This window comes from Microbispora sp. NPDC046973 (assembly GCF_040644495.1).
Taxonomy (GTDB): domain Bacteria; phylum Actinomycetota; class Actinomycetes; order Streptosporangiales; family Streptosporangiaceae; genus Microbispora.
On sequence record NZ_JBEYWQ010000007.1, the window covers coordinates 110,149 to 135,398 of the forward strand.

The following is a 25,250-nucleotide window of genomic DNA, read 5'->3' on the forward strand; positions in this document are numbered from 1 at the left end:
CTACCCGGCGGTGTCGACCAGGTTCCGGTAGTCGTCGTCCACCAGATCGCGGTATTCCGGATGCCGCTGGATGTACCAGGCCACGAACGAGCACAGCGGCACGACGCGCAGGCCGGCCGCCCGCGCTCCGTCGAGGGCTCCGCCCACCAGCCTGCTGCCGAGCCCGCGGCCCTCGAACTCGTCGCGTACCTCGGTGTGCGGGAAGACCATCGAGCCGTCCCGCAACCGGTACTGCGCGAATCCGGCGACCACGCCGTCGACCACGATCTCGTAACGCGACGCGGCGGGGTTGTCGACGACCCGGGGGTCCGCGCTCACGCCTCGGGCCCGTTCCCGCGCCGTTCGTCCTCGCGGTGGTCGTGCGGCACCTGGATCTTCCTCATCTGCTTGTTCATGTTCTTCAGCAGGAAGAACAGGGCCAGGCCGATGGCGGCGACGACGATGAAGCCCAGGAGACCCGGCCCGTAGCTGGTTGCATCCACGCCTTCAGCTTACGAGCAGGCAGGGGTGACCTCCGCGGCGATACCCGCGAACAGGTCGTCCTCCGGCAGCGTGGTGTCCACGAGCGACCGCGCGAGGTGGTAGTCCTCGGTCGGCCAGATCTCCTCCTGGAGCTCACGGGGGCAGACGAACCAGAACCCGTCGGGGTCCACCTGGGTGGCGTGCGCGAGCAGGGCGAGATCGCGGATCTCGAAGTACTCCGCGCACGGGACCCTCGTGGTGACCTCCCACTTCTGCGGACGGTCCTCCCACCGCGCGATCCAGTCGGCGTACGGCGAGCCCATGCCGCGCTCGGTCATGGCGTTGTGCAGCGCCTCGAACCGCTCCCGGGTGAAGCCCATGTGGTAGTAGAGCTTCAGCGGCTGCCACGGCTCACCCGTGCCGGGGTAGCGGTCGGGGTCGCCCGCGGCCTCGAACGCCTCCACCGACACCCGGTTGGTCATGATGTGGTCCGGGTGCGGATAACCGCCGTTGTCGTCGTAGGTGAGGATCACGTGCGGCCGGAACTCGCGGACGGCGGCGACCAGCGGCGCCGACGCCACCTCGAGCGGCTGCAGGGCGAAGCACCCCTCGGGCAGCGGCTCGTTCTCGTCCTCCGGCAGCCCGGAGTCGACGAAGCCGAGGAAACGCTGCTGGACGCCGAGGATCTCGCGCGCCTTCTCCATCTCCTGGCGGCGCACCTCGCCCATGTTCTCCAGAATGTCCGGCCGGTCCATCTTCGGGTTGAGGATCGAGCCGCGTTCACCACCCGTACACGTGACGACGAGCACCTCCGCGCCCTCCGCGACGTAGCGGGCCATCGTGGCGGCGCCCTTGCTCGACTCGTCGTCTGGGTGCGCGTGCACGGCCATCAGCCTCAACGGTGCACTCACGTCTCTCCTCAGGTGTTCTATGGCTACGAAAAGAGGTTAGCTTCTAAGGGACCGTGCGTTCCGGACCCGGCATGGCCCGCGTCGCCGACACGGTCGACTTGTGCGGACGATCGTCTCGCACAACACCGACAATCCTCAGGGAGATTCCGCGATGCCCACCGATGAGGCCGGCGGCCAGGGGACACGCCCGGTGCTCGGCACGCCGGACGACTTCGCGCCCCGCCCCGCGCGGCCCGCCAGGCTGGTTCCGTACATCGTGATCGCGCTGATCGTGGCGGTGATGGCGGGCGGCTGGGGCTATGTCATGCTCCGCGCGAACGGGAACCCCTCGGTGAGCGCCGACGTGATCACCTTCGACGCGAGCGCCGCGGACTCCGCCGTCATCACCTTCACCGTGCACAAGCCCGCCGACCGGGCGGCGATGTGCCGGATCCAGGCACTCGACACCCAGCACTTGGAGGTCGGCAGCCGCGAGGTCGACATTCCCAAGGGGCGGTCGGACCTCGAGTTCACCGAACGGCTGAGGACGAGTTCCCAGGCCACAGCAGTACATGTCGACTACTGCGATCTCGTATAGTGGAATCTTTGGGGAAGCGTTCGAAGGCGTTAACTTGACAGCCTTTCGAGTCACTTACGGAAACAAGGAGAGCCCGTGGCCGTCTCCCAGAACGACAACGTCACCTGGCTGACGCAAGAGGCGTACGACCGCCTCAAGGAGGAGTACGAGTACCTTTCGGGCCCGGGTCGCACGGACATCGCCAAGAAGATCGAAGCCGCCCGGGAAGAGGGTGACCTCAGGGAGAACGGCGGCTACCACGCCGCCAAGGACGAGCAGGGCAAGATGGAGGCCCGCATCTTCCACCTCCGGCAGATCCTGGACAACGCCAGGGTCGGCGAGGCTCCCCGCGCCGAGGGCGTCGTGGGTCCCGGCATGACCGTGACGGTCCGCTTCGACGGCGACGACGAGGAGGTCACCTTCCTGCTGGCCTCCCGCGAGGAGAGCGGCGCGCCCATCGACGTCTACTCGCCGAACTCTCCCCTCGGATCCGCGATCAACGGCAAGAAGATCGGGGAGAAGGCGACGTACACACTGCCCAACGGCAGGCAGAACACCGTCGAGATCCTCGAAGCCGTGCCGTACATCGGCAACTGACCCCTTTCGCCCCGGCCGGGAATTCCGCATTCGTTTGCGGTATTCCCGGCCGTGCGGCAGTCTCGTCGTGGACCGGACCATTCGCCGCGGGAGGGGTGAGATCGTGCTCGAACGCCGAGCGCGGCCTTCCACCCGTTTAGGCAGGAAGTTCGCGAGAGCCGTGTCCGAGGCTCGTCAGGATCTCGCCTACCGCCCGCGGCTGCCCCGTCCGGGGCGCCTGCGCAGGACGGTTCCCCTCATCGCCGTGGCGCTCGTCACCGTGCTGACGGCCGACGTGCTCGTGCTCGGCGAGTTCGGGGCGCAATCCGCGGACTCGGGCGTGGTCACCGCCCTGTCCGGGCGGCGCACGGGCAACGGCTACGTGGCGGCGGCCCGGCAGGCCCGCGAGGTGCCGGCCCCGACGCCGGGGCGCCAGGCCCCGGCGGCCCAGACGATGACGCAGCAGCCGGTGGCTCCACTGGAGCGGCTGATCCGCCCGCACCTGTTCGTGGTGACCAACCGGCCCCTTCCCCCCGAGGTGGTGGAGAGGGTGCGCAAGGAGAAGGGCGTGACCGCCGCCGAGGTGACCGGCGCGGCCGACGTGGTCGTGGACGGCAAGCGGGTGCCGACGATGGGCGTCGACCCGTCCACCTTCCGGTCGTACACGCCGAAGGTGACGGCCTCCTCCGACGAGCTGTGGCGCAACATCGCCGCCGGCGACATGGCGGTCTCCTTCGAGCTCGGCAACGACGGCGGCGTGCAGCTGGGCTCGCAGGTCCACAGCGGCGCCAGGCGCCTGCGCATCGGCGCGTACGCCACGGTGGGCATGGGCTCGATCGCGGCGATCGTCTCGAAGGGCACGGCGGCGGCGCTCGGCATCCCGGACGGCAACGCCCTGGTCGTGAGCGCGCCGAAGGTCGACTCCCGCAAGCTCCGCCTCAGGCTGCTGAAGATCCTGCCCAAGGGCAGTCAGGTCGCCACGATCAACCCGGTGGTGGTGACGCCCAAGGGACGCACGGTGTGGCCGCAGACCGCGTTCATGTCCGCGGAGCAGCTCAAGGTCGCGCTCACCGCGGCCGTCAGCAAGCTCGGCCGGCCGTACGTGTGGGGGGCCGAGGGGCCCGACAGCTTCGACTGCTCGGGGCTCGTGCAGTGGGCGTACGCGCAGGCGGGCGTGCGCATGCCGCGGGTGACGTACCAGCAGTGGGTCACCGGTCCGCAGGTGCCGCTGTCGCAGGCGCAGCCGGGCGATCTGCTCTTCTGGCGCAACGATCCGACCAACCCCGGCTACATCTCGCATGTCGCCATCTACTGGGGCAACGGCAAGATGCTGCACGCCCCGCACACCGGCGACGTCGTGAAGATCGCGAACGTCTACACCAAGAACCTCGCCGGGGTCGTCCGGGTCAGTCCGCAGATCTCCGCGCGCGTCCGCTGACCGCGCCGGCGGCCAGGCCGTCCAGCACGAGCGAGAACAGGTGCTCGCGCCGCTCGGCGACGACCGGGCCCTGCTCGGCGACCCAGCCGACGGCGCTGATCAGCGCGAACACGTCCATCCCGTCGGCGTCGGGCCGGATGTGGCCGTCGTCCTGGGCCCGTTCGACCAGGCGTCCGGCGGCCTCCCGCATGGCGGAGCACGACGCGTGGAGGGGAGAGCTCTCGTCGCCGATCGTCGTCATCATCGAGGCGGTCAGGCCGCGGTAGGCGCTCGCGCCGCCGAGGAACTCCCGCAGCCACTGTCGTAGCGCTTCGTGGGAGTCGCCCGCGCCCTCCAACTCTTCCGCGCGGGTCGCCAGGTTGTCGAACCGCTGCCGGAGCAACGCCTCCAGGAGGGCCTCTCTCGTGGGGAAGTGCCGGTAGAGCGTGCCCATGCCGACCTCGGCACGCCGGGCGATGTCGCGCAGCGACGCCTGGGTCCCCTGCTCCTCCACCACGGTCCTGGCGACCTCCAGGATGCGCTCGTAGTTGCGCTGCGCGTCCGCGCGCTGCTGTCGGCCCGTCATGCGTCGATCCTCGCACCTCGGCATCCGGAGCATTGACATCCGGAGCGGTGCTCCGATTATTATGTGGAGCGCAGCTCCGGATAATTGCCGTTCAGGAGGATCGATGCCCGCGATGAAGGCCGTCCGCATGCACAGGACCGGCGAGCCCGGCGTTCTGGCGCTGGAGGTGGTTCCTCGCCCCGAGCCGGGCCCCGGAGACGTGCTCGTCCGCGTGCACGCGGCCGGGCTGAACCCGCCCGACTGGTACGCCCGCAGGGGCTTTTCGAACATCCCGGAGGAACTGCGGCCCGCGTTCCCCCTGCCGTACACGCCGGGCTCGGACATCTCCGGAGTGGTCGTCGCCGTCGGCCACGGCGTCACGGAGTGGCAGGAGGGCGACGAGGTGTTCGGCCTCGTCCGCTTCCCCTCTCTGGGAAACGGGGGGAGAGGGTACGCCGAGTACACCACCTCGCCCGCGTCCCACCTGGCCCGCAAGCCGGGAAACCTCGACCACGTGCGGGCGGCCGCCGTGCCGATGGCCGGGCTCACCGCCTACCAGTACGTCTTCGATCACATCAAGCTCGACGAGGGCCGCAGAGTGCTGGTCAACGGCGCCGCCGGCGGGGTCGGCCACTTCGCGGTGCAGCTCGCCAAGGTGCGGGGCGCGTATGTCATCGGGGTGGCCTCGGGGCGGCACGAGACGTTCCTGCGCGATCTGGGCGTCGACGAGTTCCTCGACTACACGACCACCCGGGTGGAGGACGAGGTGCGGGACGTGGACGTGCTCATCGACACCGTGGGCGGGCCGGACGGGCACCGCTTCCTGCCGGTGCTGCGGCCCGGCGGCGTGATCAGCCCGGTCTTCCATGGCGAGTACCACCGAGAGCGCGCGGCGGAGCTGGGCATCACCTTCCGGTCCGGCCAGGTCCACTCGGACGGGGAGCAGATGGCCGAGCTGGGACGCCTGCTCGAAAAGGGCCGGCTGCGCGTCGGCCTGGACTCCGTCTTCCCGCTCGCCGAGGCCGCGAAGGCCCACGAACGGGCGGAGCGCGGGCACATCCAAGGGAAGATCGTCCTGCGGGTGGCGCCCGATCAGACCGGCAGCCCGGCCTCCAGGTAGCCGAGGGCCTCGTCGAGAAGGGCGGGCAGCGAGGCCGCGTCGTCCCGCTCGACCCAGGTGAACAGGACCGGCAGCATGACCCCCACGACCGCGCCGACGAGGGTCCGTACGGCGGGGCTGTGGGGGTCGCGGCCGGTGCGCTCGGCCACCGCGCCCGCGAGCATGTTCACCGTGACGAGCAGTCCCTCCACGGTCCGGGCCCGCAGGGCGGGCACGGACGCCGACAGCTTGCTCCGGGCGAGGACCCCGTCCAGCTCCTCCGGGTCCATCGACGCGAAGGCCGAGCGGAACGCGGCGCGGATGGCGGCCAGCGGGGGCAGGTCCGGCGGCTGGGCCTTGATCGCCTCCATGAGGATCGGGTCGTAGTCGTCCTGGGTGACCACGTCCTCCTTGGTGGGGAAGTAGCGGAAGAACGTGCTCGGGGAGACCTCCGCCGCCTCCGCGATCTGCTCGACCGTCGTGGCCTCGTACCCCTGCTCCGCGAACAGCCGCAGGGCCTCCTCCTGGATGGTCCTGCGGGTCTTGGCCTTCTTGCGCTCGCGCAGGCTCGTGACAACGCGATCGGAGGGGTGCGGAGTCCGGTCAGCGCGCTGTGGTGAGCTCATGCCCTGATTCTGCCGTCTTTCCGCTCTCGGCCGTACTCCCCGGTAGGAAGACCGCCACCAGGACGGCGGCCAGCGCCGACGCGGCGCAGCACACCAGCAGCACCAGGTCCATGCCGCTCACGAACGCCTCCCTCGCGGCGTCCAGGAGCGCCGCGTTCCCCGTGCGGGCGGCCAGGGCCGCCGCCGCCGTGATCGAGTCGCCCGCCGCCTCCGGGACGCCCTCCGGCAGTCCGGAGGCGTACGCCGCCGAAAGCACGCTGCCGAGGCCCGCCACGCCCAGCGCGCCGCCGACCTGACGCACGGTCTGCAGGGTCGCCGAGCCCGAGCCCGACCGCTCCTCCGGCAGCGTGGCGAGCACGCCGTCCATGGCGGGGACCATGGCCAGGCCCACGCCCGCGCCGAGGACGGCCAGCCACGCCGCGACGAACCCGTACCCGGAGGACGCCGAGGTCGTCGCGCCCACGCCGAAACCGGCGGCGAGCACGACCAGGCCCGCCGGCATCACCACGCGCAGGCCGAGGCGCGCCGTGAGCCGCTCTCCGGTCAGGCCGCCGAGCATGAGCCCGGCCACCATCGGGATCACCCGTACGCCGGTGCCGAAGGCGTCGTGCCCCAGCACGGCCTGCAGGTGCTGCGGGACGACGAACAGCACGCCCGACATGCCGAGGCTCACGAACGTCGCGCCGGCCGCGCCCCAGACGAAGACGCGGCTGCGGAACAGGCCGAGATCGGTCATCGGCTGCCTGACACGGGCCTCGACGCGGACGAACACCGCCAGCAGCGCCGCCCCCACGCCGAGAGCGGCCAGTACGCGGAGGTCGCCCCAGCCGCGCGCCGGGACCTCGATGACGCCGTAGACCAGGGCCGCCAGGCCCGTCACCGACAGCAGCGCGCCGGGAACGTCGGTCCGGGGCGCGGCGGGGTCGCGTGACTCGGGGATGAACACGGCCGCCGCCACCGCCGCGACGACGACCACGGGGATGTTGACGAGGAAGATCGAGCCCCACCGGAAGTGGTCGAGCAGGTAGCCGCCCACGACGGGGCCGAGGGGCAGGCCGAGCGCCATGGCGGCGGTGAAGACGGCGATCGCGCGTCCGCGCTGGGCCGGAGGGAAGATCACCGGCAGGATCGAGGTCGACAGCGGCATGATCACCGCGCCGCCCGCGCCCATGAGCGCACGGGCCGCGACCAGGGTGCCCGTGCTCGTCGCGAAGGTCGCGAGCAGCGACGCGATCCCGAAGGCCGCCAGACCGGCCAGCAGCAGGCGCCTGCGGCCGAAACGGTCCCCGAACGCGCCCGCCGGGAGCATCAGCGCGGCGAACGGAACCATGTACGCGTCCACGATCCACTGCAGGTCGCCGGTCGTGGCGTGCAGATCGGCCGCGAGCGTCGGCAGCGCCACGTTGAGCACCGTCGCGTCCATGCCGATGACCAGGGCGCTCAGCACGAGGGCGCCGAGCGCCCACCACCGAGAAGTGAGAGTAGCCATGTTTTGAGAGTAACTCTTAAAAAGTAGCAACTGTCAATCTCGGCCATACGGCGGGCAGCGATGTAATGTTGATTACATGAATGCAGAAGAACAGCTGAGTGCCTGGTTCACCGGCCGGTTGCCGGAGAACTGGTTCGCCGGGACCCCCCAAGTCGTGGTGGATCGTGAGGAGATCACCGTGCTGGGCACGCTTCCGCCGCTGTCGGTGACCGAAGGGCTCCCCGACCTGGAGCGCGCGGCGGCGATGGAGGGGTACGTCGAGCGGTTCCGCGAGGAGACGCGCGAGCGCAGGATCGACATCGCCAGGGAGGCGGAGCACCGCTTCCGCCGCAAGGTCTCGTGGGGCGTCATCGTGGGTGGCGAGACAGTGATGTTCACCACTCTTTCCGTCCCGGTCATGACCCGGTTGCGCCAGCCGGAACGGCAGGTCCTCGACACCCTGGTCGCCGCGGGTGTCGCGCGCAGCCGCAGCGACGCGCTGGCCTGGTGCGTCAGGCTCGTCGGCAAGCACACCGACAGCTGGCTCGCTGACCTGCGCGATGCCCTCCAGCACGTCGACCGGATCAGGGCGGAAGGCCCCGGCGGATTGGACTGAACCAATTCCCGGAGAGGTCTGGACCATTCGAATTGGCCTATACCAATGTGTAAGGCCGGTGGGGCGGGTAAGGGAGAGGAGGACGTTTTTTTCAACAGGGCCAGAGTGGGTAAGGTCCCACAACATCACGGCCGCTGCCTGCGCTGATGTGGTCTTGGGCCGTGAAGTCGAGAATGGCGTCGATTTAACGGAGTGGAAACACGGTGGTCTACTCCAATTGGCTTCGGAAGCCATTCGTCGCTGATGATGCTCTGGCCCTGAGAGATTAAGGAGCCGCCCCCGTGTCCATTTCAGTACAGGTACCGACGCCCACCACTCACAGCGATCTGGCGGCCTGGGTGACGCAGATCGCGGAGCTGACCCAGCCGGACCGGATCGAATGGTGCGACGGCTCCGAGGCCGAATGGACGCGCCTGACCAACCTTCTGGTCGAGCAGGGCACCTTCAAGCGGCTGGTCAAGCGTCCCAACAGCTTCTACGCGGCCTCGGACCCGAGCGACGTCGCCCGTGTGGAGGACCGCACGTTCATCTGCTCGGAGCGTGAGGAGGACGCCGGGCCCACCAACAACTGGATCGCGCCCGGCGAGATGCGCCGCACGTTCGCCACCCTGTTCAAGGGCTGTATGCGGGGCCGGACGATGTACGTCGTGCCGTTCTGCATGGGCCCCCTGGGCGGGAACATCTCGCAGCTCGGCGTCGAGATCACCGACTCGCCGTACGTCGTCGTGTCGATGCGGATCATGACCAGGATGGGTGACGAGGCGCTGCGCCTCATCGAGGAACGCGGCGACTTCGTCAAGGCGGTCCATTCCGTGGGCGCGCCGCTGGAGCCGGGGCAGGCCGACGTGCCTTGGCCGTGCAGCCAGACCAAGTACATCAGCCACTTCCCGGAGACCCGCGAGATCTGGTCGTACGGCTCGGGCTACGGCGGCAACGCGCTGCTGGGCAAGAAGTGCTACGCGCTGCGGATCGCCAGCGCGATGGCCCGCGACGAGGGCTGGCTGGCCGAGCACATGCTGATCCTCAAGCTCACGCCGCCGCAGGGTGAGGCGCGGTACGTCGCCGCGGCCTTCCCGTCGGCGTGCGGCAAGACGAACCTCGCCATGCTCCAGCCCACGATCCCGGGCTGGAAGGTCGAGACGATCGGCGACGACATCGCCTGGATGCGCTTCGGCCCCGACGGCCGGCTGTACGCGATCAACCCGGAGGCCGGCTTCTTCGGCGTCGCGCCGGGGACCGGCCAGTCCACCAACGCCAACGCGATCGAGACGCTGTGGGGCAACAGCATCTTCACGAACGTCGCGCTGACCGACGACGGCGACGTCTGGTGGGAGGGCCTCACGGACGAGCCGCCCGCGCACCTCACCGACTGGAAGGGCCGTGACTGGACGCCGGAGTCCGGCGAGCCCGCCGCCCACCCGAACGCCCGGTTCACCACTCCGGCCGAGCAGTGCCCGACGATCGCCCGCGAGTGGCAGGACCCCGCCGGGGTGCCGATCTCGGCCATCCTGTTCGGCGGCCGCAGGGCGACCGCGGTGCCGCTGGTGACCGAGTCGCTGAGCTGGCAGCACGGTGTCTTCCTGGGCGCCAACGTGGCCTCGGAGAAGACGGCTGCGGCCGAGGGCAAGGTCGGCGAGCTGCGCCGCGACCCGTTCGCGATGCTGCCGTTCTGCGGCTACAACATGGGCGACTACTTCGCGCACTGGCTCGAGGTCGGCAGGATGACCGACCCGGAGAAGCTGCCCAAGATCTACTACGTGAACTGGTTCCGCAAGGACGCGAACGGCCGCTTCCTGTGGCCGGGCTTCGGGGAGAACAGCCGGGTGCTCAAGTGGATCGTCGACCGGTTGAACGGCGTGGCCGACGCCGTGCCCACGCCGATCGGCAACCTGCCGGCCTCGCTCGACACCGAGGGCCTCGACATCGCGCCCGAGGACATGGAGCTCCTGCTCAGCGTCGACCCCGAGGTGTGGCGCGAGGAGGCCGCGCTGATCCCGCCCCACTTCGAGACCTTCGGCGACCACATGCCGAAGGAGCTGTGGGACGAATACCGCGCCCTGGTCCAGCGGCTCGGCTGAGTCCAGCGGCTCGGTTGAGTGCAGCGGCTCGGCTGATCCACGCGTACGGCCCGCGCGCAGCCGGTCCCGGTGCTGGGACCGGCTGACGGCCGCAGATCGGGGGCCTCCGACCGCGCGACGCGGGTTACTCCGGCCGTGCCCAGGAAAGCTTGAGGAGGGCAGGGCATGCCGGTTCGCCCGCGATAATTGGTGATCGAGCCCCACCGTCGCGAGGAAGAGGGTCGCGTGAGCGAGCGCAGCGAGCGAATCAATGAACACGGCGCGTTTCGCGAAGTGCTGACCTGGGCGCCTCCGGCAGGGACGAACTCCGATGCGGCAGGCGAGGAGGGGGCATGAGCATGCGCGACCTCGTGTACAAGCTGTACGAGCGCAGGCTCGAACGGAAGCTGTCCTCCGACCAGATCCCCCGCCACGTGGGCGTCATCGTGGACGGCAACCGCAGATGGGCGCGGGCCATGGGGCTGCGGGACGTCAGCCGGGGCCATCAGAAGGGCGCCGACAAGATCTCCGAGCTGCTGGTGTGGTGCCGCGAGGCCGGGGTCGAGTACGTGACGCTGTGGCTGCTCTCCACCGACAATCTCGCCAGGGACAAGGCCGAGCTCGAGCCGCTGCTCCAGGTGATCGAGAACCTGGTGCAGGATCTCGTGGACCAGGGATGGCACCTCAACCCCATGGGCTCGCTCGACCTTCTGCCCGATCACACGGCTCGTGTCCTCAAACACGCAAAAGAAACCACATCGCATCGTCCAGGCCTGATTGTGAACGTTGCCGTTGGGTATGGAGGAAGGCGTGAGATCGCTGATGCGGTGCGCTCCCTCCTCCAGGAGCATGCCAGCAAGGGCGCGAGTATCGAGGACCTCGTCGAGGTCCTCGACGTCGAGCACATCGCGGAGCATCTCTACACGCGCGGCCTGCCCGACCCGGATCTCGTCATCCGGACCTCGGGAGAGCAGCGACTCTCCGGATTCCTGCTCTGGCAGAGCGCCCACTCCGAGTTCTACTTCTGCGAGGCCTACTGGCCCGACTTCCGCAGAGTCGACTTCCTGCGGGCGCTCCGCTCGTACGCCGCACGGCACCGTCGGTACGGCTCCTGAGACGGTACGTGACCAGCATCTTTTAACCAGCGTAAACCTATTGGGCTGGGGAGAATCGTTACGTAACGTGGTAGCTGAGCGGCCGTCGAGGGGATCGGCGGCCACCACCTCGGGAGAGGGCCCGTCCTTGCGCGACCACCATGCGAGGAGGGCCGGAGCCCCGGTCTGCCTTCGCAGGTCACGGGCCCGGTCCGTTCACCACCAGTCAAGGCAGGGCGCCCACCTCAGGCGCCCGGGGGAGAACGCGTGGCAGTGTCCTCGAGCAACCCGTCCACATCCCGCACCTACGTTCTGGACACGTCCGTCCTGCTCGCCGACCCGGCGGCGATGAGCCGCTTCGCCGAGCACGAGGTCGTCGTCCCGATCGTCGTCATCACGGAACTGGAGGCCAAGCGCCACCACCCCGAGCTCGGCTACTTCGCCCGGGAGGCTCTGCGCTTCCTCGATGACCTCAGAGTGCGGTACGGACGGCTGGATGAGCCCATGCCGATCGGCGACGGGAACATCCGGGTCGAGCTGAATCATAGTGATCCGTCCTGTCTCCCGGCGGGCTTCCGCCTGGGCGACAACGACACCCGCATCCTCACCGTCGCCCAGAACCTCGCGGCGGAGGGCAAGGACGTGGTGCTGGTGTCGAAGGACCTGCCGATGCGGGTCAAGGCGGCGTCCATCGGCCTGGCCGCGGAGGAGTACCGCGCGGGCATGGTGGTCGAGTCCGGCTGGACCGGCATGGCGGAGCTCCAGGTCACCACGGAGGAGATGGACGCCCTCTTCGAGTCCGGCACGGCCGACATCGACGAGGCGCGCGACCTGCCGTGTCACACCGGCCTGCGGCTGCTGTCGAGCCGCGGCTCCGCGCTCGGGCGCGTCCTGCCGGACAAGTCGGTACGTCTGGTGAGGGGTGACCGTGAGGTCTTCGGGCTGCACGGCCGGTCGGCGGAGCAGCGGATCGCGCTCGACCTGCTGATGGACCCCGACGTCGGCATCGTCTCGATGGGCGGCCGGGCCGGCACCGGCAAGTCCGCCCTGGCGCTGTGCGCGGGCCTGGAGGCGGTGCTGGAGCGCCGCCAGCACCGCAAGATCATTGTCTTCCGCCCCCTGTACGCCGTGGGCGGCCAGGAGCTCGGCTACCTGCCCGGCTCGGAGAACGACAAGATGGGCCCGTGGGCCCAGGCGGTCTACGACACGCTGGGCGCGGTCACGTCGCCCGAGGTCATCGAGGAGGTCATCGACCGGGGCATGCTGGAGGTCCTGCCGCTGACCCACATCCGCGGCCGTTCCCTCCACGACGCCTTCGTGATCGTGGACGAGGCGCAGTCGCTGGAGCGCGGCGTGCTGCTGACCGTGCTGTCCCGCATCGGCGCCAACTCGCGGGTCGTGCTCACCCACGACATCGCCCAGCGCGACAACCTGCGGGTGGGCCGGCACGACGGCGTCGTCGCCGTGGTGGAGAAGCTCAAGGGCCACCCGCTGTTCGCCCACATCACGCTGACCAGGTCCGAGCGGTCGCCGATCGCCGCCCTGGTGACCGAGATGCTGGAGAACATCACGCTCTGATCCGTCCCGTCACGGGGGGAGATGGCCGTTCTTGGGGGCCAGATCCCAGAACTCCCGGCAGGTGTGGACCTTCAGGGGGCCGTTCCTGTCGGGAGTCGCGTGAGCGATCTCCACGGCCCAGATCTCCGGGCGCAGCCGCGCCGTACAGGTGATCTGGGCCATGGCGGTCCTGGTGATCTTCCAGCCGCTGACGAAGAGCCGTACGCGCAGGCTGAGGGTGTTGTCGGGATCGTTGCGGCTGCCCGCGTCCGGGGTGTACCTGACGAGCTGCACCTGGGCCAGCGTGAGCCCGGTCAGCGCGGTGGACAGGCGGTTCGACGGCCGCCCGCTGGCCGCGAACAGCGCGTCCAGCACGTCGTTGACGTGCGGCGAGCGTGCCGCGACCCGGGTGGGCCACAGCCGGCCGTCCCGCAGCAGGTAGATCGTGACGAGGGTGGGGGTGCCGCTGATGACCGGCGCGGGGCCGGCGTCGACCACCCCGGTCGGCGCGACCCCGCAGGCCGCCGGTGCCGTCAGCAGCGTCGCGAGCAGGGCCGCGGTCGCGCGCCTGATCCGTTTCATGGTTTGGGGATCCAGACGCGGAAGAGGGTGCCGGGGTCGCAGCGCTCTGCCGTGATCGAGCCGCCGTGCAGTTCGGCGTTGGCCTTCGCGATGGCCAGGCCGAGACCGCTGCCCACGCTCCTGGCCCGGTCGGTGCCCGCCTTGTAGAAGCGGTCGAAGACGTGGGGGAGGACCTGCTCGGGGATGCCGCTCCCGTGGTCGCGCACGCTCACCTCGAGCGCTCCGTGATTCTCGCCGCCGACCGCCACCCGCGCGCTCACCACCACGGGAGGCGCGCCGTGGTTGAGCGCGTTGCCGACGAGGTTGGCCACGATCACGTCGAACCTCCGGGCGTCCAGGGAGAACGTGAGCCCGACGGGCACGGTGAGCTTCACCCGGTCGGCCCAGCCGCGCACCTCCAGGCAGTCGGCCAGCGTGTCGCCCACGTCGACGGTCTCCCGGCGGAGCGTGGCGGCGCCCGCGTCGAACCGGCTGATCTCGATGAGGTGCTCGACCAGCACCCGCAGCCTGTCGATCTCGCGGACGACGATCCGCACGGCCTCCCCGGCGTCGTCGGGCAGGTCGTCGGCGTCCTCCGACAGCATGTCGGTCACCGCCGTCATCGCGGTCAGCGGCGTGCGCAGCTCGTGGGAGACGTCCGCGACGAAACGCCGTGACATCGACTCCAGCGTCCGCAGCTCCGAGACCGTGTCCTCCAGCGCCGCCGCCGTCTCGTTGAACGTCGCGGTCAGCTCCGCCAGCTCGTCCCTGCCTCGCACGGGGAGGCGGACCTGCAGCTCACCGGCGCCGAGCGCGCGGGCGGCCGCACCCAGCCGGCGTACGGGCAGCAGCACCCGCCGGGCCGACAGCAGGGCCAGGGTCAGCGCCAGGGCGAGCGTGATGCCCCCGGCCTGCGCGAGGGCGGCCTTGAGGCGGGACAGCACGCCCTCCTCCTCCGACAGCGGCACGAAGACGTAGGCCGTCAGGCCCGTCGGGCGCAGCACGCCGTCGCGGGTGGCCCGCTGGATCTGCGTGGCGACGATCAGCCACGGACGGTCCCCGAGCAGCACTCTCTGGTAGACCAGCCGCCGGGCCGCCTGCCAGCGGAGCTGGTCGGGCACGTCGGTCATGGTGAACCTGGCGCCGGTGTTGGAGCGCCGGTGGTCGCCGTAGGTCACGATGACGGTCCGCTCCGGGGCCTCGAGCGCCTGCACCACCTCGCCGAGGTCCTCCTCGGTGACGGTGGTGTCGCTCGGCCAGACCACGTCGCTCGCGCCGATCGGCAGCGTGATCCTGGACAGCGTCTCGCGCACGTCGGCGACCGCGCCCCGCTCCGCACGCTCCAGGAGCCCCCGTCGGACGATCTGGTATCCCAGGCCGGCCACCATGGCGGACGCGGTGACCGCCACCAGCAGGAAGGTGATCACCAGCCGAGCCCGCAGCCCGGTGGGCACCCAGGTCATGTCGGGATCATGGCGGGCTGAAGCGGTACCCGAAGCCGCGCACGGTGTGGATGTAGACGGGGTCGGCGGGCACCGGCTCGATCTTGGCCCTGATGCGCTGCACGCACGCGTCGACCAGCCGGGAGTCCGCCACGTGCGTGTGGTCCCAGACGGCGCGCAGGAGGTAGCGGCGGTTGAGCACCTGGCCGGGGTGGCGGACCAGTTCGAGCAGCAGGCGCAGCTCGGTCGGGGTGAGGTGGATCTCCTTGCCCGCGAGGCTCACCTTGAGGGCGCCGCGGTCGATCACGAGGTCGCCGAAGGTGAGCCGGTCGGGCGATGCCGACTCGAGGCGGCGCAGAATGGCGCGGATGCGGGCGTCCAGGACCCGCGGCTCGACCGGTTTGACGACGTAGTCGTCCGCGCCGGCCTCCAGCCCCACCACCACGTCGAGGTCGTCGCCCCTGGCCGTGAGCAGGATGATCGGCAGCGGGTCGAGCCTGCGGATGCGGCGGCACACCTCGACCCCGTCGATGCCAGGCAGCATGACGTCGAGGATCGCGATCTCGGGGCGGCGGGAGCGTACGTGGTCGAGGGCCTCCTCGCCGGTGGCGTACGCGGTCACCGAGTGGCCCTGCCGGGTGAGCGCGAGCTCGAGTCCAGCACGGACCGAGGGGTCGTCTTCGACCAGGAGGATGCCTGCCACCCGGTCATTATGGTGCGGACCTCGCCAATTCCCCTATTTGTCATGGTCCTGTGACCCCGTCCGCACGCCATCATCAAGAAGCGGGAGCAGGCTGGTGCAGGGCACCCATGCCTCTCCCTGTGGCGAAAAATGTGACCAAAATCACATTTTGGGGGAAAGTCCATGTGATCGGCGGTCGGGTCAAGACGTCACCAAACAGGTACCACGATTCGGTTGCGGAGCACCCCCCACCACAGGGCAAGCTCATAAGCCGTGAGCTCTGGTCAGCAGTTGAAGGATCGTCCCCGCGCCTCCCGGTCCCGGCGGGGAGCCGGCGGCCGCTCCGGGCCGGGCCGGCTGACCCCCAAGCGGATCGCGATCCTCGCTGTCAGCGTGGCCGTGGTCGCGGGCGGGGCGGCCTTCGTGATCCGCACGTCGATCGAGCACGGCAACGCGCCCAAGCAGGTGCTGGGCCCGGACAGCTTCCTCGCCCTCGACCCGAACGCGCCCGACCCCGAGACCGACATCCTCAAGGAGCAGGCGGTCCAGGCGCTGCGCAAGGACAGGCTGGAGAGCACCCGCGACGACCGGAGGAAGGGTCTCGACCCGGTCGAGATCGCCCAGAAGGCCCCCGGAGGCGGCGGCTTCACCCCGGCCGACTTCCCGCCCGGCTCCTCTCCGGATCCCGGCAGCAACAAGGCGCTCGGCAAGCAGATGGCCGAGGCGCGCGGCTGGGGCGGCGAGTGGGGCTGCCTGGAGAAGCTGTGGGACAGGGAGAGCCACTGGAACGAGCGGGCCATGAACCGCTACAGCGGCGCCTACGGAATCCCCCAGGCGCTGCCCGGCAGCAAGATGGCGAGCGCGGGCTCCGACTGGCAGACCAACCCCGCCACCCAGATCAAGTGGGGTCTCGGCTACATCGCCGGCCGCTACAAGACGCCCTGCGGCGCCTGGGCGCACTCCCAGTCCACCGGCTGGTACTAGTTTCCGCCGGTCGCGGCGCCTGAACCGCGAAACTCTGGTCAGGGTTTCTCGACCTTTCGGCAAGCCCGAGCGTACGGCGGGGGTCGCACTGCACCCTTGGCCTCATGGGTGTGAAGGTCAGCGTGGTTATGCCCGTGTCCAACCCCGGGCTGTCGAACGACGCCTTCGGCGCGTGTGTGCGCTCGGTGCTGGAGCAGTCGCTGCCGCCGGACGAGTACGAGGTCGTCTTCGCGGACGACGGCTCGACGGACGGGACCCGCAGGCGGCTCGACGCGATCGCCGAGCAGCGCGACAACGTGCGGGTCCTGCACCTCGACCACAGCGGCTCGCCCGCGCGCGGGCGCAACGTCGGCCTGTCGGTGGCCCGCGGCGAGTACGTCTACCTGCTCGGCCAGTACGACAGGCTCGAGCCGCACGCCCTGGAGCGGATGTACGACAGGGCCGTGGAGACCGACGCCGACGTGCTGATCGGCAGGCTCGCCGACCAGGGGCCGCCGCCGGCCGCCTTCGCCCGCGACCGCGACCGGGCCGACGTGCTGCGCGACCACCTCCTCGCGCTGCCGACGGCGCACAAGCTGTTCAGCCGCGACTTCCTGGAGACCTGCCAGCTCCGCTTCGCCGACCGGCCGCTGTCCGAGCAGGCGTTCGTGACCAGGGCGTACCTCGCCGCGAAGGTGATCGCGGTGCTGGCCGACGAGATCTGCTGCCACCTCGGCCCGGCCTCCCCCGGAACGGCCGAGGAGGAGACGCCGGACGCCGAGGCGCTCTTCGACGGCCTCAACGCGATCTTCGATGTGGTGGACGCCTACACCGAGCCGGGCTCGCAGCGGGAGCGCATCCAGGCCCACTGGTATCGCACGCTCGGGCTGCGCCGTCTCGCCGGCGCGCGGTTCCTCGCCGCCGCGCCGGACGAGCGGATGGTCCTGTTCTCCTTCCTGCGCCGCTTCACCCTCGACCGCTTTCCCGCCGCGCTCGACGTCCACCTGCCCGCCCACCTGCGCGCCCGTACGGCGCTGCTGCGCCTGGACCGTCTCGACGCGCTGGTCGCGCTCGCCGAGGCGTCCCGGGGCACCAGGCTCAGCGCGGAGCTGCGAGAGCTGCGCTGGGACCAGGGCGTGCTGCTGCTCGACTTGAGCGTGGAGCTCCTGCGGGCCGGGGGCGGTCCGCTGTGGCTGCGGCAGCGGGGCGACCGGCTGCTGTGGGCCCCGCCTCCCGGGGTCGAGGGCCTGCTCGACGGCCTGCTCGACGACGAGGGTGCCGACGTGACCGACGCGGTGCGCAGGGCCCGCGTGGAGGTCTGCGTCCGCCATGTTGAGACCGGGGTGCTCCACGCGCTGCCGGTCACCTGCTCGGTGGGCCGCGCGGGCCTCGGGGACCACGCGCGCGGCGGCCAGGTGCGCGTGTGGGTGAACGGCCAGGCCCGCCTCGACGCCGGCGCGGCGGCTCTCGGACGGCCGCTGCCCCCCGGGCTGTGGGAGGTCCACGTGCGCATGCGGGGCGTTCACGCGGGCCGCACCCGGGTGGCCCGCCCCGCCCTGCCGATGAGCTGTGCCGGCGCGCTCGCGGGCGAGCCCAGGCGGCTCGTCGTGCCGTGCTGGTCGGAGCGCGGCGAGCTGGGCGTCTGCGTGGAGCCGAAGTCGTTCCCCGAGTCGATCGCGCTGGTCTCGTCCCGCGCCACCGTGGCCAGGCAGGAGGGGCATGTCTTCGTCGTCGTGCCCGTGCCGTACGTGCCGCCGAGCGGCGGGCCGCCGGCCGAGCTGGTGCTGCGCGAGCAGGACGGGCGCGGGCGCAGCATGGTCGTGCCCGCGCTGGTCGAGCCGGGGATACCCGGCCGGGTGGCCGGTCAGCTCGTCGCGCGGGTGCCGGTGAGCCGGATCGGCGGGGACGACTGCCTCGGCCCGGGCTCCTGGCGGCCCGCGCTCCGCGTCGATCAGAAGGACGTGGACCTGCTGTTCGGGCTGACGGTGCGCCGCGGCGGGCAGGTGCACGTCCTGCCCGCCGGGGCTTCGCCGCAGGCCCCCTCACTGCTGCGGCGCATCGCCGTCCGCGTCCTGCGCGAGCGCCGCTGACGTCGATTCGGGCTGCCTACCCGCGCAGGTGCGCGAGCAGCGCCGCGCGGAACTCCGCCGGCCTGTCGAGGTGCGGGCCGTGGCCGGCGCCCTCGACGACGACCTCCCGGTAGGGGCCGTAGCGCTCCAGCACGGCCCGCGTCTGGGCCACCATGGGCTGGGCGGGCGTGCCGTCCCAGCCGGGAACCGCACCGATCGCCCCCAGGTGCGCGAGGTCGAACAGCGACGTGTCCGAGACGATCACGTCCTGGTCGCCCCTGATCCACAGGATGGGCGGCTTCGGGTCGATCTCGTGCAGGTCGTCGATGCGGAAGTTGGTCGGCGCGATCGTGTTGAGCACGCCCCGCTTGCCCGGGGCCACGCCCGGCCAGGCGTCCGAGGGCAGGGAGTCGCCTGGGTAGTGGTCGTCGCCGATCCGGGTGGACAGCATCGACTCCACGAACGCGTCCTCCTCCTCGCCCAGGTCCGTCCCGGCGGCGACGTACGTGGCGCGCAGCACGTTCCGGGGCGAGACGGGGGAGTCGGCCGACCGGTCGCCCGCCAGGAGCGCCGCCACGAACTCGGGGTTGGCCGCGCCGCCGCCGGAGCCCACGCCGTCGGGGCGGGTGAGCACGCCGTCCGCGCCCGTGGTGCCGCCGAAGCCGTACGGCGAGACGGGGTTGACCAGCGTGGCGCTGCGGACGGCCTCGGGCCGGTCGCGCATGGCCTGCATGACGACCCCGCCGCCGAGGCTCCAGCCCACGAGGTGCGCGGGCCCGCGGTTCTCGAGCGACAGGTGGTCGAGCAGCGCCAGGACGTCGTCGGAGTAGTCGCGCACGCCCCGGCTCGCGTCCACGGGCTCGGGGTCGGAGTCGCCGAAGCCGCGCAGGTCGAGCGCGTACGGACGGAACCCCTCCGCGGCGATCGCGGTCATCGTCGAGCGCCAGAACGCGCTGGAGGAGACGTTGCCATGCACGAACAGCACCGGGTCGCCCGCCGAGTCCGGCACGGACAGGACGTTGAGGGTCAGCCGGGGCGTGCTGACGCGCTCGGCGGATATGGGCAGGGTCATGGTGTTGCTCCCAGTGTGCAGGTGTTCTCGAGGTCGCCCGTGGAGGGGCGAGGCAGGGTGGCGTCCGGGGGCGGCGGCGTGCCCGTGCCGATCCACGCCTCCAGCGCGGTGAACGCGCTGCGGAAGCAGGGCAGCAGCGGCCGCAGCCGGTCGGGGAAGGCCGGGTAGAGGCTGTCGACGTGGTTGCCGCCCTCGACTCGGTAGTAGCGCAGCAGCCGGTCGCGGTGGCGGTCGGCGATCATCTTGGCGTAGACGTCGGAATCCTCGCGGATCGGCAGCAGCGTGTCCAGGGTGCCGTGCACGATGACCAGCGGCCGCCTGATCTTCCCGGTGACGCTCACCCGCGCGACCGCCTGCTTCACGGCCGCGGGCCTGGAGGCGTAGTCGTAGTCCGTGTCGCAGCCGGGCGTGCCGGAGGCGCAGAACGGCGTGCCCGCCTCGGTGTCGCCGTCGTAGGCGGGGTCGAACTCCTCGCGGTAGAGGCGCTGGGTGAGGTCCCAGTAGTACTGATAGTGGAACGGCCACAGGAAGTCCGACTCGGGCGCGAAGCCGGCCGCCGCGACCCCGGCCGCGTCGCCCTTGGCATACGCCCGCAGAGCGGGCGGCAGGAACGTCAGCAGGTTGGGCCCTTCGGGCGTGAAGAGCGTGCCCTCCCAGTCGACGCCGCCGTCGAACAGGTCGGGACGGTTCTCGATCTGCCAGCGGACCAGGTAGCCGCCGTTGGACTGGCCGGCCGCGATCGTCGTGCGGGCCGGCCTGCCGTACCGCTGCCGGACGACGGCCTTGGCGGCGACCGCCAGCTCGCTGACCCGGCGGTTCCACTCGGCCACCGCGTCGCCGGGCCGCGCGCCGTCGCGGTAGAAGTTGACGCCGGTGTTGCCCTTGTCGGTCGCGGCGTACGCGTAGCCCTTGGCCAGCGCCCAGTCGGAGATCGTGAAGTCGTTGGCGTACGTCTCCCGGTTGCCGGGCGACCCGGCGACGACCAGGCCGCCGTTCCATCGCTCGGGCAGCCGGACGACGAACTGCGCGTCGTGGTTCCAGCCGTGGTTGGTGTTGCCGGTGGAGGTGTCGGGGAAGTAGCCGTCGATCTGCATGCCGGGCACGCCGCTGGGGTTGACGGCGCCGGGGGAGTTGAGGCCCGACCAGTCCGACTGGTCGGTGTGCCCGGAGGCCAGCGTGCCCTTCGTGGTGAGATCGTCGAGGCAGGCGATCACCTGCTTCTGCGCGCCCGGCACGGTCACACTCGGGCAGGCGGCGGCCTCGGACGGGATGGCCGCGGCCAGGGGGAGGGCCAGCGCCAGCGCGGCCAGCATGACGGAACCGGGGCGCATCAGGCCTCCTTCACGATCGCGGCGGTCTGGGCGGCGCCCGAGGTCGGCTCGATGGCCGACAGGTCGCGGTCGCGGGTCTCCCTGGAGGCGATCACCGCGATGATCGTGAGGATCGCCGCCGCCACGACGTAGACGGAGACCGGGACGCTCGATCCGTACGCGTCGAGCAGGGCGACCGCGATCAGCGGGGCCACGCCGCCGGCCGCGATCGAGGCGAGCTGGTAGCCGATCGACACGCCCGAGTAACGCATGCGGGTGGCGAACAGCTCGGAGAAGAACGCCGCCTGCGGGCCGTACATCGCGCCGTGCAGCAGCAGGCCGACGGTCACGGCCACGGTGACCAGGGCGAAGTTCTTGGTGTCGATCAGCGGGAAGAACGCGAAGGCCCACAGGCCGACGCCGACGGCGCCGAGAAGGTAGACCGGCCTGCGGCCGAGCCGGTCCGACAGCGCGCCCCACAGGGGGATCGTGACGAAGTGGAACGCCGAGCCGATCAGCACGGCGTTGAGCACGGTGCCCTTGGGCAGTCCCGCCGCCGTCGTGCCGTACACGAGGACGAACGCGGTGATCACGTAGTAGGAGACGTTCTCGGCCATCCGGGCGCCCATCGCCACCAGCACGTCGCGCCAGTGGTGGCGCAGCACGCCGGCGATGGGGGCCTTCGGCGCGGGCTCCTGCCGCTCGAGCGCCTCCTGGAACACCGGCGACTCGGTGACCGTCAGCCTGATCCACAGGCCGATCAGCACGAGCACGCCGGACAGCAGGAACGCGACGCGCCAGCCCCAGGCGAGGAAGGCGTCGTCGGGCTGCACCGCGGCCAGCAGCGCCAGCACGCCGGTGGCGATCAGGTTGCCGCCGGGGGCGCCGGCCTGCGGCCACGACGCCCAGAAGCCGCGGTTGCGGGGGTCGCCGTGCTCGGAGACCAGCAGCACCGCGCCGCCCCACTCGCCGCCGAGGGCGAAGCCCTGCACCAGGCGGAGCGCGGTCAGCAGCAGGGGCGCGCCCGCGCCGAGGGCGGCGTACGTCGGCAGGCAGCCGATCAGGAACGTCGACCCGCCCATCAGGAGCAGGCTGATGACGAGCAGCCGCTTGCGGCCGAGCCGGTCGCCGTAGTGGCCGAAGACCAGCCCGCCGAGGGGCCGGGCGACGAAGCCGACGGCATACGTGAGGAACGCCAGCAGCGTGCCGGTCAGCTCGTCCTCGGTGGGGAAGAACAGCTTGTTGAATACCAGAGCGGCGGCCGAGCCGTACAAGAAGAAGTCGTACCACTCGATGGTGGTGCCGATCAGGCTGGCCCCGACGACCTTTCCGATCCGGGCAGGTGGGGTGTTTGCCATGGGAACTCCTCCGATGGGGGGTTCCGCACACGGTATGCAGTGACCGAGGTCACTCCTATGGGGCGACGCCACACACCTCAGGCGTCCGGCATGTGGGTGCGCAGCCGGTGCAGCCGCAGGGCGAGCTGGATCTCCAGGGCACGCTCGGGCTCCTGCCAGTCCTCGCCGAGCAGCTGCCCCACCCGGTCGAGCCGCTGGGTCACCGTGTTGACGTGGATGTGCAGGGCCTCGGCCGTACGCGACAGCGAGCCGCCCGTGCCGAAGTAGGCGTTCAGCGTCTTGACCAGGGCGGTTCCCCGGCGGGCGTCGTAGTCGAGCACCGGCCCGAGCGCGCCGGACAGGAAGCCGGACACCTCGCGCCGCTCGCCCACCAGCAGCCCGACGAAGCCCAGCTCCTCGGCGCTCGCGCCGTCGCCCGTACGGCCGAGGGCCACCAGCGCCCCGGCGCAGCGCCGCGCCTCCTGGTAGGCGGACGCCACCGCCGTCACCGGCCCGGAGGCCGGCGCGGCCCCCGCCGTCGCCGGGCGGCCGAGCGAGGCGCTCAGCTCGGCCGCGACGCGCCGGGCCAGCGCGCCGGGCCGGTCGCCGGGCAGCAGCAGCACGACCTCGTCGCCCCGGGCGGTGGCCAGGCCGTGTGCCAGCGTCGCCTGCGACGACGCCCAGAAGGCGCCGCGCTCCCGCTGCCCGTCGTGCCGCGCCACGACCAGCACGTGCGGCGCGTCGAGATCGACGCCGAGCCGCCGCGCCCGGTCGTCCAGCCCGCGTAGCTCGGGGCGGGAGACCAGGTCGTCGAGCAGTTCGCCGCGCACCCGCCCCTCCGCCTCGGCCACGCTGCGGCGAAACAGCAGCAGCAGCGCGGTGACGATCGCGGCGCGCTCCAGGATCCGCTGGTCGGTGTCGGACACCGGGTGGTCGGTCCGCAGGACCAGCGTGCACAGCGGCGCCGCCCCGACGTCCACGGACGCGACGTACGCGTCGCCCCGCTTGACGGTGCGGCCCAGCGCCCGCGAGGACTGGGCGGCGTCGAACACGCCCGCCTCCAGGTCGCCGGACTCGCCCACGAGGGGGCGGCCCTCGTCGTCCAGCACGGTCAGGCGGCCGCCCAGCACCTCGGTGACGACCGCGGCGACGTCCTCGACCCCGCCGCCGCGCAGCACGAGGCCGGTCATCCGGTCGTGCGCGTCGGCGGCCCGCTCGATCGACTCGCTGTGCGCCCTGATCAGGGTGTTCGCCTCGCTCAGCTCGGCCAGCGCGGCCCGGGTCTCCTGGAGCAGCCGGGCGGTGTCGATGGCCACGGCGGCGTGCGCCGCCAGCGAGCACAGCAGCGCCACCTCCTCCTGCGCGAACGGCCTGGCGCTGCGGTTGGCCGCGAACAGCACGCCGATGACCTGCGTGCCGAGCCGCAGCGGCACCCCGAGGATGGCCACCAGGCCCTCCTCGTGGACGGCCACGTCGATCGTGTTCGTGTGCCGGAACCTCGGGTCGGCGAAGTAGTCCGCGGTGTTGTACGGCGTGCCGCTCTGCGCCACCAGCCCGCCCAGCCCGGCGCCCATGGGCAGCCGCAGCCGCCGGAAGCTGGCCGAGATCGACCCGTCGGTCACCCGCATGTAGGTGTCGCCGCGCTCGGGGTCGTTCAGCGTCATGTACGCGATGTCGGTCGCCAGCAGTTGCCTGGACCGGTGCACGATGGCCTCGAGCACCGCGTCGAGGTCGCGCAGCCCGGCCAGGTCGCTGGCGGTGTCGAACAGCGCCGACAGCTCCGCCTCCCGCTTGGCCCGCCGGCGCAGCACGGCCCGCACCTGCAGCGCCGCGACCTTGGCCCGCTCCAGCTCCTCCAGCGTCGCGGAGTCGGCCCCCGCCGCCCTGGCCTGCAGGATCGGGCCCTCGAACTCGACCGCCGACGCCTCCCGGGCGAGCAGGTCGAGGTAGGCGTACGCGCCGTCGGTGTCTCTCTGGGGCGTCGGGGTCAGCGGGCGCTCCATCCTCCGTCGATCGGGATCGAGACGCCGGTGACGAACGATCCCTGCGGGCCGCACAGGTAGGCGACCATCTCGGCCACCTCGTCCGGCTCGACCAGCCGCTTGATCGCGGCGGGGGCGAGCATGATCTGCTCCACCACCTCGTCCTCGCTGATCCCGTGGGTGCGCGCCTGGTCGGCGATCTGGTTCTCCACCAGCGGCGTCCGGACGTAGGCGGGGTTGACGCAGTTGGAGGTCACGCCGTGCGGCGCCCCTTCGAGGGCGATCACCTTCGACAGGCCCTCCAGCGCGTGCTTGGCCGTCACGTAGGCCGCCTTGAACGGCGAGGCGCGCAGGCCGTGCACCGAGGAGATGTTGACGACACGGCCCCAGCCGCGCTCGTACATGCCGGGCAGCACGTCCCGCACGAGCAGGAACGGCGCCTCGACCATCACCCGAATGATCTTGCTGAAGGTCTCGGGCGGGAACTCCTCGATCGGGGCCACGTGCTGGAACCCCGCGTTGTTCACGACGATGTCGGCGTGGAGGCGGGAGTCCGGCGAAGGCGGGAGCTGGCCCCGCCAGGCCACCAGGAACTCCGGATCGGACAGGTCGACGGCCACCGGCGTGCCGCCGATCTCGGCGGCCACCTTGTCCGCGGCCTCGGCGTTGATGTCGGCGACGACGACGTGCGCGCCCTCCGCGGCCAGGCGCCGGGCACAGGCCCGTCCGATGCCGCTCCCCGCGCCGGTGACGAGGGCCGTACGCCCTTCAAGGCTCATGCTGCCTCACGATAGGAACCAGGCTCTTCCCGGCACATGGCGGCCGGAG

At 71.3% G+C, this 25,250-nt stretch carries 24 protein-coding genes; 10 read left to right on the top strand and 14 right to left on the bottom strand.

Going from position 1 to position 25,250, the window contains the following annotated elements:
- From ABZ860_RS16060 to mca, 3 genes are read right to left on the bottom strand one after another with little or no spacing between them, the layout of a single operon-like run.
- Positions 1 to 318 carry a GNAT family N-acetyltransferase gene (locus tag ABZ860_RS16060; RefSeq protein WP_357220465.1) on the bottom strand — a complete coding sequence of 106 codons (318 nt, stop codon included), beginning with the start codon at positions 316 to 318 and terminating at the stop codon, positions 1 to 3.
- Entirely contained in the window at positions 315 to 482 is a 168-nt protein-coding gene (locus tag ABZ860_RS16065; protein ID WP_357220467.1) for a hypothetical protein, read from the bottom strand. Before ABZ860_RS16065 ends, ABZ860_RS16060 begins: the two co-directional genes overlap by 4 nt.
- Positions 483 to 491: 9 nt before the next feature.
- On the bottom strand, positions 492 to 1,373 hold the full coding sequence (gene mca, locus ABZ860_RS16070) for a mycothiol conjugate amidase Mca (RefSeq protein WP_357220469.1): 882 nt from the start codon (positions 1,371 to 1,373) through the stop codon (positions 492 to 494).
- Positions 1,374 to 1,524: 151 nt separating this feature from the next.
- Between mca and ABZ860_RS16075 the strand changes: the two genes are divergently transcribed.
- From ABZ860_RS16075 to ABZ860_RS16085, 3 genes are all read left to right on the top strand, one after another.
- The gene (locus ABZ860_RS16075) at positions 1,525 to 1,950 is read left to right on the top strand and encodes a DUF4307 domain-containing protein (protein ID WP_357220471.1); all 426 of its coding nucleotides are present in this window, start codon (positions 1,525 to 1,527) and stop codon (positions 1,948 to 1,950) included.
- Positions 1,951 to 2,025: 75 nt separating this feature from the next.
- On the top strand, positions 2,026 to 2,526 hold the full coding sequence (gene greA, locus ABZ860_RS16080) for a transcription elongation factor GreA (protein WP_079315666.1): 501 nt from the start codon (positions 2,026 to 2,028) through the stop codon (positions 2,524 to 2,526).
- Positions 2,527 to 2,686: 160 nt separating this feature from the next.
- Entirely contained in the window at positions 2,687 to 3,943 is a 1,257-nt protein-coding gene (locus tag ABZ860_RS16085; RefSeq protein ID WP_357220473.1) for a C40 family peptidase, read from the top strand.
- On the opposite strand, the gene ABZ860_RS16090 is transcribed toward ABZ860_RS16085, so the two are convergent.
- Entirely contained in the window at positions 3,912 to 4,508 is a 597-nt protein-coding gene (locus tag ABZ860_RS16090) for a TetR family transcriptional regulator (RefSeq protein ID WP_357220474.1), read from the bottom strand. The genes ABZ860_RS16085 and ABZ860_RS16090 overlap by 32 nt on opposite strands.
- Positions 4,509 to 4,611: 103 nt before the next feature.
- Between ABZ860_RS16090 and ABZ860_RS16095 the strand changes: the two genes are divergently transcribed.
- Positions 4,612 to 5,607, top strand: coding sequence for an NADP-dependent oxidoreductase (locus ABZ860_RS16095; protein WP_357220476.1), 996 nt, complete (start codon positions 4,612 to 4,614; stop codon positions 5,605 to 5,607).
- On the opposite strand, the gene ABZ860_RS16100 is transcribed toward ABZ860_RS16095, so the two are convergent.
- On the bottom strand, positions 5,580 to 6,212 hold the full coding sequence (locus ABZ860_RS16100; RefSeq protein WP_357220478.1) for a TetR family transcriptional regulator: 633 nt from the start codon (positions 6,210 to 6,212) through the stop codon (positions 5,580 to 5,582). The genes ABZ860_RS16095 and ABZ860_RS16100 overlap by 28 nt on opposite strands.
- Positions 6,190 to 7,701 carry an MFS transporter gene (locus ABZ860_RS16105; protein WP_357220480.1) on the bottom strand — a complete coding sequence of 504 codons (1,512 nt, stop codon included), beginning with the start codon at positions 7,699 to 7,701 and terminating at the stop codon, positions 6,190 to 6,192. The genes ABZ860_RS16100 and ABZ860_RS16105 overlap by 23 nt, the downstream gene beginning before the upstream one ends.
- Before the next feature lie 76 nt (positions 7,702 to 7,777).
- Between ABZ860_RS16105 and ABZ860_RS16110 the strand changes: the two genes are divergently transcribed.
- The 4 genes from ABZ860_RS16110 to ABZ860_RS16125 all read left to right on the top strand — a co-directional run bounded on the left by ABZ860_RS16110 (position 7,778) and on the right by ABZ860_RS16125 (position 13,025).
- Complete coding sequence (locus ABZ860_RS16110) at positions 7,778 to 8,296, top strand: hypothetical protein (protein ID WP_357220481.1); 519 nt, start codon at positions 7,778 to 7,780, stop codon at positions 8,294 to 8,296.
- A 281-nt stretch (positions 8,297 to 8,577) separates the two neighbouring features.
- Positions 8,578 to 10,374, top strand: coding sequence for a phosphoenolpyruvate carboxykinase (GTP) (locus ABZ860_RS16115; RefSeq protein WP_357220483.1), 1,797 nt, complete (start codon positions 8,578 to 8,580; stop codon positions 10,372 to 10,374).
- A 332-nt stretch (positions 10,375 to 10,706) separates the two neighbouring features.
- A complete protein-coding gene (locus ABZ860_RS16120; protein WP_079315659.1) occupies positions 10,707 to 11,468 on the top strand; it encodes an isoprenyl transferase in 762 nt (253 codons plus the stop codon).
- A 246-nt stretch (positions 11,469 to 11,714) separates the two neighbouring features.
- On the top strand, positions 11,715 to 13,025 hold the full coding sequence (locus tag ABZ860_RS16125) for a PhoH family protein (protein ID WP_079315658.1): 1,311 nt from the start codon (positions 11,715 to 11,717) through the stop codon (positions 13,023 to 13,025).
- Positions 13,026 to 13,034: 9 nt separating this feature from the next.
- Here the strand turns inward: ABZ860_RS16125 and ABZ860_RS16130 are convergent, their stop codons facing one another.
- From ABZ860_RS16130 to ABZ860_RS16140, 3 genes are read right to left on the bottom strand one after another with little or no spacing between them, the layout of a single operon-like run.
- Entirely contained in the window at positions 13,035 to 13,586 is a 552-nt protein-coding gene (locus tag ABZ860_RS16130) for a hypothetical protein (RefSeq protein ID WP_357220486.1), read from the bottom strand.
- Positions 13,583 to 15,028 carry a HAMP domain-containing sensor histidine kinase gene (locus ABZ860_RS16135; protein ID WP_357220488.1) on the bottom strand — a complete coding sequence of 482 codons (1,446 nt, stop codon included), beginning with the start codon at positions 15,026 to 15,028 and terminating at the stop codon, positions 13,583 to 13,585. The genes ABZ860_RS16130 and ABZ860_RS16135 overlap by 4 nt, the downstream gene beginning before the upstream one ends.
- A 7-nt stretch (positions 15,029 to 15,035) precedes the next feature.
- A complete protein-coding gene (locus tag ABZ860_RS16140; protein WP_079315655.1) occupies positions 15,036 to 15,710 on the bottom strand; it encodes a response regulator transcription factor in 675 nt (224 codons plus the stop codon).
- 270 nt (positions 15,711 to 15,980) lie between these two features.
- On the opposite strand from ABZ860_RS16140, the gene ABZ860_RS16145 reads away from it, so the two are divergent.
- Positions 15,981 to 16,673: a lytic transglycosylase domain-containing protein gene (locus ABZ860_RS16145; protein WP_357220490.1), complete on the top strand. Its 693-nt coding sequence runs from the start codon at positions 15,981 to 15,983 to the stop codon at positions 16,671 to 16,673.
- Positions 16,674 to 16,777: 104 nt separating this feature from the next.
- Positions 16,778 to 18,742, top strand: a complete 1,965-nt coding sequence (locus ABZ860_RS16150) for a glycosyltransferase family 2 protein (RefSeq protein ID WP_357220492.1) — start codon at positions 16,778 to 16,780, stop codon at positions 18,740 to 18,742.
- Between the two features lie 16 nt (positions 18,743 to 18,758).
- Here ABZ860_RS16150 and ABZ860_RS16155 read toward each other — a convergent pair whose 3' ends face one another.
- The 5 genes from ABZ860_RS16155 to ABZ860_RS16175 all read right to left on the bottom strand — a co-directional run bounded on the left by ABZ860_RS16155 (position 18,759) and on the right by ABZ860_RS16175 (position 25,201).
- Positions 18,759 to 19,793 (bottom strand): alpha/beta hydrolase, encoded by a 1,035-nt coding sequence (locus tag ABZ860_RS16155; protein ID WP_357220494.1) that lies wholly within the window; start codon positions 19,791 to 19,793, stop codon positions 18,759 to 18,761.
- Positions 19,790 to 21,124 (bottom strand): tannase/feruloyl esterase family alpha/beta hydrolase, encoded by a 1,335-nt coding sequence (locus ABZ860_RS16160; protein WP_357220496.1) that lies wholly within the window; start codon positions 21,122 to 21,124, stop codon positions 19,790 to 19,792. The genes ABZ860_RS16155 and ABZ860_RS16160 overlap by 4 nt, the downstream gene beginning before the upstream one ends.
- Positions 21,124 to 22,461 carry an MFS transporter gene (locus ABZ860_RS16165; RefSeq protein WP_357220498.1) on the bottom strand — a complete coding sequence of 446 codons (1,338 nt, stop codon included), beginning with the start codon at positions 22,459 to 22,461 and terminating at the stop codon, positions 21,124 to 21,126. Before ABZ860_RS16165 ends, ABZ860_RS16160 begins: the two co-directional genes overlap by 1 nt.
- A 77-nt stretch (positions 22,462 to 22,538) precedes the next feature.
- Positions 22,539 to 24,443: a helix-turn-helix domain-containing protein gene (locus ABZ860_RS16170; protein ID WP_357220500.1), complete on the bottom strand. Its 1,905-nt coding sequence runs from the start codon at positions 24,441 to 24,443 to the stop codon at positions 22,539 to 22,541.
- A complete protein-coding gene (locus ABZ860_RS16175) occupies positions 24,428 to 25,201 on the bottom strand; it encodes a 3-hydroxybutyrate dehydrogenase (protein ID WP_357220502.1) in 774 nt (257 codons plus the stop codon). The genes ABZ860_RS16170 and ABZ860_RS16175 overlap by 16 nt, the downstream gene beginning before the upstream one ends.
- Between the last annotated feature and the right edge of the window lie 49 nt (positions 25,202 to 25,250).